The organism is Nocardia sp. NPDC019323 (genome assembly GCF_044389845.1).
GTDB lineage: Bacteria > Actinomycetota > Actinomycetes > Mycobacteriales > Mycobacteriaceae > Nocardia > Nocardia implantans.
In genome coordinates this window covers 560035-572810 of record NZ_JBIRYN010000003.1, presented here as the reverse complement: position 1 = coordinate 572810, position 12776 = coordinate 560035, and the positions used below count along the sequence as shown (strand labels likewise).

Below are 12776 nucleotides of genomic sequence, written 5' to 3'. Positions count from 1 at the left end.
TCGGTCGAAAAATTCGTCGGTAGAGCGTGACCTTCTAGCCGAACGCGTTACAGTTCCGCGATGCGTTTCAGCCGCGCACGTCGTGCACGTGGTGCACCAGATCGTGCAGGATGTACCGGGCGAACGACTCCACGGTGAACTCCGCTCCGTCACCGCGCGCACCCCGCAGACCGCGCCGCTCGCGCGGCACCGAGGCGAAAGACCGCGCAGCCCGCTCGGCGGCCTCGGCGAACTCCTCGGCCACCCGGGCCGGGTCCTGCTCGTTGTAGCGGTCGGCTTCCGCGGCCGCGTCCTGATCCCAGTTCTGGAAGCGCGGCGGCTCGCCGTCGGGGTCACCGGCCAGCATCAGGCCGAGGCGAGTGTCGGACATACGGCACACGTCACGCACGTGCGCGCCGTATTCCAGAGCCGACCAGGTCGATTCATCCGGCCGCACGCGTACGCCGGGGCGGTCGAGCACCGCGGCGAAGCGGACAGCCGTCGCCCGGATCAGGGCGGGCACGGCTTCGTAGGTGGTCGCGGCGGCGTCGAAACCGCATTCCGGGCAAGGGCGCTCGAGCACCCAGGTCCAGTCCTTGACATCGGGAACGATCGGCATGCGCTCAACCTAGGCGCGGCCGTATCGCGCCTTCCACCGATATCCGGTCAACTATCGGGCACATCCCGACAGCGTCACTCCATCAGCCGCTGCGCCCGTTCGAACAGTTCCAGCGTGATCGCGTGCAGGAAGTCGCCGACCTGCTTGGGGGCCTTACCCGCGAACGCGCGGGCATGCGTGCCCTCCAGGACGATGCCGAGCTTGAAGCAGGCCAGCACGGTGTACCAGGGCATGGCGGTCAGGTCGCGATCGGAGAACCGCGCGTAGTGCTCGATCATCTGCTCGGCCGTCGGCAGCCCGCCGACCGCGCCGAGCTTGCCGACCAGCGCCGCACCGGTGGTGCCCGGCTCCGGACGGGTGGCGATCTGCCAGCCCAGATCCAACAGTGGGTCGCCGATGGTCGACATCTCCCAGTCGACCATCGCCGCCACCTGCGGTCCGTCGAAGGAGAACATCATGTTGGCCAGATGGCAGTCGCCGTGCAGGATGCCGGGGGTCCACTGGGCGGGGCGATTGCGGTCCAGCCACTCGCCCACCGCGGCCACGCCGGGGATCTCGGGGCCGGGGTAGCCCTCGTTGGCCGAGTAGGACTCGAGTTCACCCAGCCAGCGCGGCACCTGGCGTTCCAGGAAACCTTCCGGCTTGCCGTAATCGGCCAACCCGAGCGCCTGGTAGTCCAGCGCGCCCAGACGCGCGATGGCCTCGACCGCCGACAGGCCCATCTGCCTGCGGATCTCCGGATCGCTCGCATGCGGTTCCGGCAGTTCGTTCTGCGGATTGAAGCCGTGGATCGGCTCCATCAGGTAGAACACCGCGCCGAGCACCGACTCGTCGGTGCAGGCCGCGATCACCCTTGGCGCGCTGACCTCGGTGTCGCCCAGCGCGCCGAGCAGCCTGGCTTCCCGCCGGATCACGTCGTTGCTCTTGGCGCGCAGATGTTTCGGTCCGCGCCGCAGCACGTAGGTCCGGCCGCCGCGGGTGAAGCGGAGCATGATGTTCTGCGTCCCGCCGCCCAGCGCGGTCACGTCCTCGAACTCACCCCCGGACAGACCCTGCTCATCCATCCACTTTCCGACGACGGCGAAGTCGACGACGGCGGGATCCACATCGACCGGTTGCGCAACAGACATGCACCACATTGTGCACCACCCGCCGACCCGAACTGAAGGCAGACGACAACAGTTTGCCCCGACCGGCGCGGCGTAGGGTTTCCAGCACCATGCGCACGCTGTTGATCGACAACTACGACTCGTTCACCTACAACCTGTACCAGCTGATCAGCGAGGTGAACGGCGTCGAGCCCACGGTCGTGCGCAACGACGAGGCGCGCACGGTCGCCGAACTCGGTCTCCGACGCTACGACAACGTCGTCGTCTCGCCGGGGCCGGGGCGGCCGGACGTGGCCCGCGACGTAGGGATCTCCGCGGCGGTGATCCGGGACAGCGACCTGCCGCTGCTCGGCGTGTGCCTGGGCCATCAAGGGATCGTGGTCGCCGCGGGCGGCGTGGTGGCCGAAGCGCCTTCCGCTCGGCACGGTTACCTCGATCGCATCGAGCACGACGGCCGGGATCTGTTCGCCGGGGTTCCGCAGGGTTTCACCGCCGTGCGGTATCACTCGCTGTGCGCGCTGCGGCCGCTGCCCGACGACCTCGAGGTCACCGCGCTGTCGGGTGACGGCGTCGTGATGGGCGTGCGGCATCGCACGCGACCGCAATGGGGTGTGCAGTTCCACCCGGAATCGATCGCCAGCGAGTTCGGCGCGGCCCTGCTGCGCAACTTCGCGAGACTCACCACAGCGCACCGGAGCGGGCGCGCCTCGCCCGCGCCGAGCCCGTCGATCGACGCGGGAGAGGCGTTCGGCGCGGAGCCGGTTGCCCAGGGCCGCCCGCTCACCGCCGCCCGCACCGGGGACTCGCCCGTGCCGCTGGCCGCCGAGCAGTTCCCCGCCGGGGCGGCCGAACTCGAGCGTCCCGCCGGGCGCGCGGTTCGCGCCTATGCCCCGGCCCCGCGGACCTTCCGGCTGCAACGGGCCGTCCTCGAACGGCCGATCGATACCGAGAGCGCGTTCGTGCAGCTGTACGCCAACTCCCCGACCGCGTTCTGGCTCGACAGCGAACACGTCGAACCGGGCGCCGACCGCTTCTCCTTCCTGGGCGACGCGAGCGGTCCGCTGGCCGAGGTGCTGCGCTACCGCGTCGGCGACGGCGCGGTGACCGTGGAGTCGTCGGACGGGCATCGGCGCACCGCACCCGGCGGCATTCTCGAGTTCCTGGCCGCCGAGCTGCGCGCGCGCAAGCTCGAACTGCCGGATCTGCCCTTCGATTTCGCCGGCGGCTACGTCGGCTATCTCGGCTACGAGGTCAAAGCCGACTGCGGCGGGAACATGGCGCATCGCGCGCCGACTCCGGACGCGCAGTGGATCTTCGCCGACCGGATGGTGGTGGTCGACCACGTCGGCGGCCGGACGCATCTGCTGGCGCTGAGCGACGACGGGGAGACCGCCCGGTCGGCCGCCGACTGGCTGCGCGACACCCGCGAAACCCTCGACACCCTTCCGACCTGGACGAACCCGCCGCCCCTCGAACTGCCACCGGACGGTGACGCCGTCGCGCCACTGCTCACCCGCGGCCGGGAGCGCTATCTGGCCGACATCGCGGTCTGCCTGCAGCGACTGCACGCAGGCGAGTCCTACGAGATCAACCTGACCGACAGCGCCACCATCCCCGCCGCCGCGGCCGACGGCCTCGACTTCTACCGCACGCTGCGCCGGTGCAACCCCGCCCCGTATGCCGCCTACCTGCGTTTCGACGATCTCGACATCGCCTGCTCGTCACCGGAGCGCTTCCTCAAGATCGACCGCCGCCGCATCGTGGAGAGCAAGCCGATCAAGGGGACCGCGCCGCGCGGCGCGACGCAGGAGCAGGACGAGCGCCTGCGCCGGGAGCTGGCCGACAGCCCGAAGACCAGGGCGGAAAACCTCATGATCGTGGATCTGCTGCGCAACGATCTGGGCCGGGTCTGCGAGATCGGCAGTGTGTACGTCCCGAAACTGATGGTCACCGAGCAGTACGCGACCGTGCACCAACTGGTGTCGACGGTGCGCGGCAAACTGCGGCCCGAGGTCGGCGCGGTCGACTGCCTGCGGGCCTGCTTTCCTGGTGGATCGATGACCGGCGCGCCGAAGCTGCGCACCATGGAGATCATCGACGAACTGGAAACCGAAGCGCGCGGGGTCTATTCGGGCACTATCGGCTTCCTCGGGCTCGGGGGCACCGCCGACCTGAACATCGTGATCCGCACCGCCGTCCGCTACGGCGGACGCTGGCGGATCGGCGCGGGCGGCGCCATCGTGCTCGACTCCGACCCGGCAGACGAGTATCACGAGGTGCTGCTCAAGGCGGCCGCCACGTTGCGCGCGGCCGCCGACCCCGCGCACCGCTGAGCGCTGGATTCGACTATTTGCGCCGCCTGGCCGGCTTCCGCCGGGGCGGCTCGTCGGCGGGTGGCTCCGGCGCGCTGAGGCCGGTCAGCTTGCCGAGCAAGGCCACGCCGGGCAGCTTCGCCAACCGCCCGAGCACGTCCTCACCGAGCGAGATCATCGCCTCCAGCCGGGGCAGCAGCCGGTCATAAGCGGCGAAGGCCGGATCGGCCAGGGCCAAGGTGCGGTCGAGCCGGTCGATGGTGGAGTTGAGCCGCTCGATCGCGGTGGACAGGTTCTCGATCAGGCCGGGCAGTTGCGCGGCCAGCTGCGCCGACGCGGGCGGCAGCCGCACCGCCGTGTCGAACGCCGACGTCGCGGTCAGCTGGGCGGCTTCCAGCGCCTGGCCCGCGGCCGTCTGCGCCGCTTCGACCGCAGCCTGCGCGGCGGCGAGGACATCGGCGGGACCGGGCACACGCCCGCCGGGGAGCTTGGGGGTCTGCGGCTTACGACCCGGGCGCTTCGGGCTCGTCATGGGAACACTGTGCCGCACGCCCCGCCGAAGGACCGCCCTCGCGCGTTCGGCGTGTCGGAGGGTCGTGGCATAGTGCGAGCACCATGAAACTCAGCAAGGGCGCGAACGCAGCGGTACCGACATCCCTTCTAGCCGTAGTTGTTTCATGGCGATCGGAGCACGCGGTGGACGCGCACGCCTTGCTGCTGGACGCCTCCGGCTCGGTGCGCTCCGACCGCGACCTGGTGTTCTACAACGCGCCGCGGCACGTGTCCCAGGCGGTCACCCTCGATCAGGAACCCGCGCCGGGCACCGCGCGGCTGAGCGTCTCGCTGCCGCGCACCGAAGCCGACGTCGAGCGCATCGTGGTCTCCGGCTCGGTGGAGGACGCCACTTTCGGCGACATCCACGGGCTCACCGTCGCGGTGCACTCGGTCGACGGGGCGGTGGTGACGTTCGAGATCGATGACGCCGGCGCGGTGCAAGCGCTGATGTTCGGCGAGTTCTACCGCCGTGACAGGCAGTGGCGTTTCCGCGCGATCGGGCAGGGCTGGTCCAGCGGACTGGCCGGGTTGGTCACCGAGTTCGGCGTCCAGGTCAACGACCCCGAGGCGCCGGCCCGCACCACCCATCCCACCAACCCGTTCCGGGTGCGCCGCCCGGCTGTGAATACCTCTGCGCAGGAGCGGCTTTCGTCGAACAGGACAGAATCCACCGAACCGGCCCGACGATTCGCGCACGGATCGCTGCCCTCCGGTCAACCTCCGCGAAACGGGCGATCTCCCGAAGATACGGAGCGAACCGACAGCGCCGAGAACGCACCGGCCCCGCGTGAGCGCCTCCGCGCCGACGACCCGGCCGGGCGGCTGGAAGCAACCGAGGTACGCCCGGATATCGACACCCCTGCCCGGTCGCACACCGAAGTGCTCGACCGCGTGGACACCTCTCCCCTGCCGCGGCACACCCACCGCGTGGTCGACCTCCACCGGCACAGCCGCGACGCCGCGCCCCTCGCTCCCCCGCCCCCGCGGCCCGAGCTCGCGGACTGGCACCCCGAGCCGGACAACCCGCAGGTCATGCGCTGGTGGGACGGCACAGCATGGACCGAGGACCGCTGTCTACGGCCACCGCCCGGCGATCGCCATTGCGCCCGCTGCGGAAACGCGCTGCGACGCAAGTTCTTCGGCGGGTTCGCGCCGTGCCAGAGGTGTGCCCAGGAGATCGAGGAGTTCCTCGTGCACTGGCATACCCGGGCGTGGCGGGTGCTCACCGGTCACGGGCCGCGCGGCCCCGAGTGGGCGGAAGTGTGGGCGTCGTTGCGTTACCAGCGCATCGACGCCGGAGCGGGCCGCGCGGCCTTGCGCGACGCGGCGCTCAGTTACGTGGAGCGGCTGGTCACCTTCGCCTTCGCCGACGGTGAGGTCAGGCACGCGGAATTGGAGCTGTTCGAGCACGCGGTCACCGAACTCGCCCTCGGCGGACCGCTCATCGAAGACCTGCGCAGGCGGATGCATCGCGGCAACACCCTCTACCGGCTGCGCACGGGCGATCTGCCGATCGTCCGCACACCCGGTCTGCACCTGGACCCCGAGGAGACGGTGCACCTCGACCTGCCCGCGACGCACGTGCGGCAGCTCGCGCGCGGGCCGAAGCTGACCGAGGGCAGGCTGATCGGAAGCAACAAGAAGCTGCGGTTCGTCGGCGCCGACACCGGCATCGAGATGCTGTGGTCGCGAGTGGTTTCCGTGCACGCGGAACAGGGGACGGTGGTGATCGCGGCCACGTCGGCGCGCGGCGGCGCGACCTTCGCCGTCGACGATCCGGATTACGTCTCGGCCGCGCTGGAAGGCGCGCTGCGCGTGGCCAAACGTCTCGTCCTCACGCCCGGTCAGCGCGACACCCGCAGCATCCCGCAAGAGGTGAAGGCGCAGGTGTGGCAGCGCGACGGCGGCCGCTGCGTCGAATGCGGCGACGGACACTACCTGGAGTTCGACCACATCATCCCGCTCAGCCGCGGCGGCGCCACCAGCGCCGCCAACCTCCAGATCCTGTGCCGCGCCTGCAACCGGGCCAAAGGGGCCCGCATCTAGCCCGGTGTCACTCGCCGAGCAGGCCCGCGGTGCGGCCCAGATCGGCGAGCATCGCGTCGAACAGGATCTCCGGATTGTCCAGCGGGATCGGATAGTTGCCGAACACCTCGAGCGTGACATGGCCGTAGAGCCGCGCCCAGATCTGGATCATCAAGTACGTCACCCCGAGGTCCAGCTTCTCGGCGGGGAACTTCTGGCCCGACTCCGACAGCGCAGCCAGCAGTTCGGTCTGGAAGTGCACCAGATCCTCGCGCAACTCCGGCGGGATGACGTCGGTGGGGGGCGTGACGATGTCGTAGTTCGCCAGCAGCCTGCCCGCCGCGGCCAGGAAGACCCGACCGAATGGCTCGTCGAAGCGGCGCAGCGCGCGGGCCCTGCCCGCGCCGGGCGAGGCGAACACCAAGGTGAACTCCCTGGTGTGCGTCAGCGCCCAGCGCCGGAACCCACGGCAGATGGCGAAGAACTGCGCGGCGCCGTCATCGGGCAGCGTGGCGATCTCCGCCGTCAGTTCCTCGGCCAAGTCGGCGCAGAAGTCCAGCCGCAGCCGCTCCAGCAGGTCTTCCAGCGAGCCGTAGTACCGGTACAGCGCCGGCGCGGTGACACCGAGTTCCCGTGCGATGGCGCGCAGGGTGACCGCGTCGGGCCCGCGCTGCACCAGCAGCGCGCTGGCCACCCGCCGGATATCGGTGTCGGTCACCACCGGCGAGCGGCCCCGGGGTTTGGACTGTTGCACCGATCGATTCAAGCGTATTCGACTTCCCAGCGCTTGATTCCGTTCAGCCAGCCCGACCGCAGCCGCACCGGCTCGGACACCTGGCGCAGGTTGGGCATCACGTCGGCGATGGCGTTGAACATCAGATCGATCTGCAACCGGGCCAGGTTCGCGCCGACGCAGTAATGCGTGCCGGTGCCGCCGAAGCCCACGTGCGGGTTCGGGTCGCGCAGCACGTCGAAGGTGAACGGATCCGCGAACGCTTCCTCGTCGAAATTGGCCGAACTGTAGAACAACCCGAGCCGCTGGCCCTTCTTGATCTCCTGGCCCCCGAGCACGGTGTCCTGCGTCGCGGTGCGCTGGAAGGCGGTGACCGGCGTGGCCCACCGGACGATCTCGTCGGGCGCGGTGCGCGGACGCTGCTGCCGGTAGATCTCCCACTGCTCGGGGTGGTCCACGAACGCTTTCATGCCGTGGGTGATCGAGTTGCGCGTGGTCTCGTTGCCCGCCACCGACAGCAGGATGACGAAGAACGCGAACTCGTCGGAGCCGAGATGCTCACCGTCGATGTCGGCGTTGACCAGCTGGGTGACGATGTCCTCGGCCGGGCAGGCGCGCCGCTGCTCGGCCATGTTCCAGGCGTACCCCATCACTTCGGCGGTGGCGGCGTGGTGGTCGCCCTCGAACTCGGGATCGTCGTAGGAGATCATCTGGTTGGACCAGTCGAAGATCTTCTTGCGGTCCTCCTGCGGGATGCCGATCAGCTCGGCGATGGCCTGCAACGGCAGCTCGCAGGCGACCTGTTCGACGAAGTCGCCGCTGCCGGACTTCTTGGCTTCGTGCACGATGCGCGCGGCGCGTTCGGTCAGCGCGGCACGCAGGCTCTCCACCGCTCGCGGGGTGAAACCCTTGGAGATGATGCGGCGGGTCTTGGTGTGCTTGGGCGGGTCCTGGTTGAGCAGCAGCATGTCGCCGAGCATGTCGATCTGCTCGCGGGTGGTCTCCTCGTTGAACCGGATGATCGCGGTGTTCTCGTGCGAGGAGAACACCTCGGGGTTCTTCGAGATCTCCTTGATGTGCGCGAGCTTGGACACGACCCAGTAACCGCCGTCGTCGAACCCGCTGGCCCGATCGGATTGGGCGCACCACCACACCGGGGCGGTGCGGCGCAGTTCGGCGAACTCCTCGATGGGCAGGCGGGTGGCGAGCAGGTCGGGGTCGGTGAAGTCGAAGCCCGTCGGGATCGAGGGCGTGGTCACGGTCACGGCTAACTCCTACGGCGGTCTGGGCGCAGACCTGACGAACACGGTCAAGACAGATGCAACCACAGAACCGCCGTTCGTGAACAGCGTTTAGTAAAACGCGTTTACTTTTGCGCTCAGCGCAGCGCGATCAGCGGCGGCGGCTGCCAGCGCCGCTGCAGGACGGCCGCCTTCGGCTCGAACAACGCCAGGCTCGCCGAGAACGGATCCGATTCCGGCACCGGCAGCCAGTTGCCCTTCGGAACGCCGGGGCCGGGATCGTGCTGTTGCAGCGTGAGGTCGAGGGAACCGTCCGGATTGAGCACGACGGGCACGTGGTGGCCGACCGAGTAGACCTCGGCCTCGTTGGGCACCAGATAGTCTTCGGCGTCATAGACGGCCAGCGCCCAGAACGCGTCCACCGGCGGCAGCTCGCCCGCCGCGAAGTGCAGCCGGAACGGGCCCGCGCCCGCGGGCACCGCCGTGAAGAGGAAGTGCGCGTCCCGGGGCAACGGCATGCCCGGTGCGCCGAGCGCGGTGACCGCCCGCAGCAGATAGTCGGTGCCGTACCGGCCCGCACCCAGGTCGGAGACCCAGCCGTTCTCGTTGACCGTATTCGGGCCCAGCGTCACCGGGAGTTGCTGCTGAGCGGTCCGCACCGCGGCGGTCAGATCGGCATCGGAGATGCCTTCGATCGAGCCGCCCGGCCGGATCCCGATCTTCTCGAAGCGCCGCATCGCGGGCTCGTCCTCGGGCGCGGGCGGGTCGGTCGACATCAACCCGCACATCCGCGCGAAGAAATCGTGCGGATCCATCGTCAGCACCTGATCGACCGGGCGTTGCCCACTCGCCCGCGTGGGCGGCGCGACGGGCGGCTCGGCGCCCGCCATCCAGGCGCTCAACGGCACCAGCCGCAGTCCCTGCTGGATCGAGCGCACCACGGGCAGATCGTTCTCGCCGTCGACCTGGATCCGGACGATCAACCACACCGTCGGCGTCGGCATCGGCAACGGCGTGAGACCATCCGGCAGCGCACCCGACCAGCCCGGACCGGTCACCACGTAGGTGTACGGCGGCGTCGCCGACCGCGCCTGGGGCCGGACGGCGCTGGGATCGTGCACATTGTTCGTCCAGGCATCCATCACCTGGGCCAGCCAGAACCGGCCGCCGTCCATCGCGGGCACGCTGAGCACCATCGGCTCGCTCGCCACATCCAGCCACGCGGTGGAGTGCAGCGTGTCGGGGTCCGGCCGCGCCACGGCACGTTCGGCCGAGGTGGGCAACGAGGTGGCGTGCTGGAACTGGTTGACCGGCGTGGCCGCTTCGGACGTCCTGCGGGCGACATCCATCAGCACCAGCGGAAAGCCGAACACGTAGGCGTCTTTGGCGATCGTCGCGGCGTCGCCGGTCACGGTCGGGTGGGCCGAATCGTCCTCGGACGAACCACCACACGCCGCCACACCGAGCGCGGCCGCCGACGCCATGCCGAGCACGGCGCGCCGTGACAGCGCCGGAACGCGGTGGGTCCAGTCGTCCATGATCCTGTCCGCCTCCGATGCGATCGGTCGCCGCGTCAGCTCCGTCCCGGAGTATATCCGCACGTTTGCGGACAGGTAGCCGACTGAGCGTCCCCCTCACCGGCCGAGCGCGGGCATCCATGCACGAAATCAGCGCGCCGGCGACAGCGGCGGCGGACGCCAGCGCCCCTGGATGACCTCCGCCTTCGGCGCGTACAGGCGCAGGGTCAGCGAGAATTGCCCGGATTCAGGAATGGGCAGCCAGTTCCCGGCGGCTACGGCGGAGCCGGGGTCGGTGTACTGCAACGCGATGTCGGCGGACCCGTCCGGATTCACCACCACCGGATCCGGATGGCCGACCGCGTAAATCCCAGCCGGGTTGGGCACCAGGTAGCTCTCGGCGTCATAGGCGGTCAGCGACCAGAAGTCGTCGACTGGCGGCAACTGGCCGGGTGCGAAGTGCAGCCGGAACCGCCCCGCGCCCGCGTCGGCTTCCGTCGAGGCGAACAGCGTCGGATAGAAGGCGGTCTCGGCCAGGCCTGCGCCGAGCGCGATCTGGGCGACGGCGGCGCGCAGGAGGTAGTTGGTGCCGAACCTGCCGACGTCGGGGTCGACGAGCCAGCCGTTCTCGTTGACCGTCCGGGCGCCCAGGTACACCGGGATCTGCTGCTTGGCGGTGTTCACCGCCGCGGTGAGTTCGGTCTCCGAGATGCCGTGGACCGTACCGCCCGGCCGGATGCCGATCTTCTCGAAGCGCCGCATCGCGGGCTCGTCACCAGGCGCGGGCGGGTCGGTCGACAGCAACGCGCACATCCGGTCGAAGAACATCCTCGGGTCCATCCCGGCGACCCATTCGGGCGGCGGCTGCGCACTCACCTGCCCGCTCTCGGCGGGCGCGGGCGGCTCGGCGCCCGCCACCCAGGCGCTCAACGGCACCAGCCGCAGTCCCTGCTGGATCGAGCGCACCACGGGCAGATCGTTCTCGCCGTCGACCTGGATCCGGACGATCAACCACACCGTCGGCGTCGGCATCGGCAACGGCGTGAGATCATCCGGCAGCGCACCCGACCAGCCCGGACCGGTCACCACATAGGTGTACGGCGGCCGGTCCGATTTCGCTTGCGGCCGACGGTTGTTCGGGTTGTGCGCGTTGTTCGTCCAGGCGTCGAGCACTTGGGCCACCCAGAACCGTCCGCTGTCCATCGCGGGCACGCTCAGCACCATCGGCTCGCTCGCCACATCCAGCCACGCGGTCGAACGCAGCGTGTCCCGGTCCAGCCGCACCACGTCGCGCTGCGCGGGGGTGGGCAACGCAGACGCGTGCTGGAAACGGTTGATCGGCGTGACCGTCTCCGCCGCCATCCGGGTGACGTCCAGCAACACCAGAGGGTAGCCGAATACGTAGGCGTCTTTGGCGATCGTTGCGGCGTCACCAGGGGCGGAATCGGTTGCGCGATCCTGCCCGGATCCGCCGCATGCCGCCGATCCGAGCGCGGCCACCGCCGACGCCGCGATGCCCAGCGCCCTGCGCCGCGACACCGTGAGCTTGTCCTCGGTGCTCTCGTCCATGATCCGCTCCGCCTCCGATCCTATCGGCAGCGCGAGATCCGCACCGGAGTACGACCGCACTCACGGCGGAAACCGCGGTTGGAAGGGCTTTCGCGGACCAAGTGGACGACCGTGCTCCAACGAGGTCCGAGGCAGACCCCCGCGATCACGGCCGGTGCGGCCCGTTCACCGCGTGTTCGCCGCCGAACGCGCGAGAAGCAGGGCCGCACCGCCCGCGCTCAGAACTCGAGCACGGTGTTCATGATGGTGCCCGCGCTGGTGGCCACCACTCCGCCGATCATCGCGCCGGCGATCATCTTCGGGGACTGCAATCCGCCGCCGCTCCACTTCTCCCAGGCGAATCTGCCGCCCGCGTAGATGATGCTGACGATGCCGGACGCGAGAGCGAACCAGGTCAGGTACCGGACGAACTGTAAGAGCTTGTCCGCCAGGGGCGGCGCCTCCGGGGTCGGATTGCCGATCTGCGCCAACGTCGTGAACGAATCGCCGACCGACGCCAGAATGATGCTCACCGTTTACTCCCTCTACGCTCGAATACAACCCTGCCGCCGACCAGCCGCTTTGCGAAAGCCGTTCGACCACCGATGAATTCGGCCACGAACCAGGATACGGGCACAGACGCCGCCGCGGTGCGCGCACTGCGTGCGACGTTCGCGCCCAGCGGTGGAACGGGCAGCACGCTCACAGGTCCGGCTACCCGGCCGATGGCGCGGGAAACACGAACTTCCCTGCGCTGCTTGGACCTGACTGCGTCGGGGCGAACGAACGGATACGATCTTCTCAGCGAATCACTTGCCCCTGTCCCGAATCCAGAATGAGCGAACGACGATGATCCTGGCCGCCGCTTACGACACCCTGGCGCAGATCGGCAACCCCACTCCAGAAGCACCGCCGATCTCCGACAAGTTCCTCCAACTGGTCCGCTACCTGACGTGGTTCGTGCTCCTGTCGGGCATCTGCGGCATCATCTACGCCGGTGGCCGCTTCGCCTGGGAGAAGTGGACCGGCGGCGGGCTCGAGTCACCGAAGATGGTGGCCGGGGCCATGATCGGCGGGGTGATCGCCACCAGCGCGGGCACCATCATGAACGCCGTCATCGGCTGAGCCGCCGCGAACC

11 protein-coding genes are annotated in these 12776 nt (G+C 69.5%); 3 read left to right on the top strand and 8 right to left on the bottom strand.

Features of this window, described 5'->3' with window-relative positions:
* Positions 1-67 precede the first annotated feature (67 nt).
* Positions 68-598, bottom strand: coding sequence for a DinB family protein (locus tag ACH49X_RS15600; RefSeq protein WP_357205282.1), 531 nt, complete (start codon positions 596-598; stop codon positions 68-70).
* A 74-nt stretch (positions 599-672) separates the two neighbouring features.
* Entirely contained in the window at positions 673-1728 is a 1056-nt protein-coding gene (locus ACH49X_RS15595) for a phosphotransferase family protein (protein ID WP_397070021.1), read from the bottom strand.
* A gap of 89 nt (positions 1729-1817) precedes the next feature.
* Here ACH49X_RS15595 and pabB point away from each other — a divergent pair, with 89 nt between their 5' ends.
* A complete protein-coding gene (pabB, locus tag ACH49X_RS15590) occupies positions 1818-4040 on the top strand; it encodes an aminodeoxychorismate synthase component I (protein WP_195077709.1) in 2223 nt (740 codons plus the stop codon).
* Positions 4041-4053: 13 nt separating this feature from the next.
* On the opposite strand, the gene ACH49X_RS15585 is transcribed toward pabB, so the two are convergent.
* Complete coding sequence (locus ACH49X_RS15585) at positions 4054-4551, bottom strand: hypothetical protein (protein ID WP_195077708.1); 498 nt, start codon at positions 4549-4551, stop codon at positions 4054-4056.
* Positions 4552-4634: 83 nt separating this feature from the next.
* Here ACH49X_RS15585 and ACH49X_RS15580 point away from each other — a divergent pair, with 83 nt between their 5' ends.
* Positions 4635-6620, top strand: coding sequence for a TerD family protein (locus tag ACH49X_RS15580; protein WP_357205280.1), 1986 nt, complete (start codon positions 4635-4637; stop codon positions 6618-6620).
* Positions 6621-6627: 7 nt separating this feature from the next.
* Here the strand turns inward: ACH49X_RS15580 and ACH49X_RS15575 are convergent, their stop codons facing one another.
* The 5 genes from ACH49X_RS15575 to ACH49X_RS15555 form a co-directional block, all read right to left on the bottom strand.
* Entirely contained in the window at positions 6628-7353 is a 726-nt protein-coding gene (locus ACH49X_RS15575) for a TetR/AcrR family transcriptional regulator (RefSeq protein ID WP_323123894.1), read from the bottom strand.
* A gap of 8 nt (positions 7354-7361) precedes the next feature.
* The gene (locus ACH49X_RS15570; protein ID WP_195077938.1) at positions 7362-8591 is read right to left on the bottom strand and encodes a cytochrome P450; all 1230 of its coding nucleotides are present in this window, start codon (positions 8589-8591) and stop codon (positions 7362-7364) included.
* 119 nt (positions 8592-8710) lie between these two features.
* Entirely contained in the window at positions 8711-10111 is a 1401-nt protein-coding gene (locus ACH49X_RS15565; protein ID WP_357205277.1) for a DUF1254 domain-containing protein, read from the bottom strand.
* Between the two features lie 129 nt (positions 10112-10240).
* Entirely contained in the window at positions 10241-11659 is a 1419-nt protein-coding gene (locus ACH49X_RS15560; protein WP_195077705.1) for a DUF1254 domain-containing protein, read from the bottom strand.
* A gap of 218 nt (positions 11660-11877) precedes the next feature.
* Positions 11878-12171: a hypothetical protein gene (locus ACH49X_RS15555; RefSeq protein ID WP_195077704.1), complete on the bottom strand. Its 294-nt coding sequence runs from the start codon at positions 12169-12171 to the stop codon at positions 11878-11880.
* A 316-nt stretch (positions 12172-12487) separates the two neighbouring features.
* Here ACH49X_RS15555 and ACH49X_RS15550 point away from each other — a divergent pair, with 316 nt between their 5' ends.
* Complete coding sequence (locus ACH49X_RS15550; protein ID WP_039796837.1) at positions 12488-12763, top strand: hypothetical protein; 276 nt, start codon at positions 12488-12490, stop codon at positions 12761-12763.
* Positions 12764-12776: the final 13 nt, after the last annotated feature.

Bases quoted from the DNA above. Each gene is read 5' to 3' on its own strand.
- ACH49X_RS15600 (WP_357205282.1), bottom strand. From the start codon at position 598: ATGCCGATCGTTCCCGATGTCAAGGACTGGACCTGGGTGCTCGAGCGC.
- ACH49X_RS15595 (WP_397070021.1), bottom strand. From the start codon at position 1,728: ATGTCTGTTGCGCAACCGGTCGATGTGGATCCCGCCGTCGTCGACTTC.
- pabB (WP_195077709.1), top strand. From the start codon at position 1,818: ATGCGCACGCTGTTGATCGACAACTACGACTCGTTCACCTACAACCTG.
- ACH49X_RS15585 (WP_195077708.1), bottom strand. From the start codon at position 4,551: ATGACGAGCCCGAAGCGCCCGGGTCGTAAGCCGCAGACCCCCAAGCTC.
- ACH49X_RS15580 (WP_357205280.1), top strand. From the start codon at position 4,635: ATGAAACTCAGCAAGGGCGCGAACGCAGCGGTACCGACATCCCTTCTA.
- ACH49X_RS15565 (WP_357205277.1), bottom strand. From the start codon at position 10,111: ATGGACGACTGGACCCACCGCGTTCCGGCGCTGTCACGGCGCGCCGTG.
- ACH49X_RS15560 (WP_195077705.1), bottom strand. From the start codon at position 11,659: ATGGACGAGAGCACCGAGGACAAGCTCACGGTGTCGCGGCGCAGGGCG.
- ACH49X_RS15550 (WP_039796837.1), top strand. From the start codon at position 12,488: ATGATCCTGGCCGCCGCTTACGACACCCTGGCGCAGATCGGCAACCCC.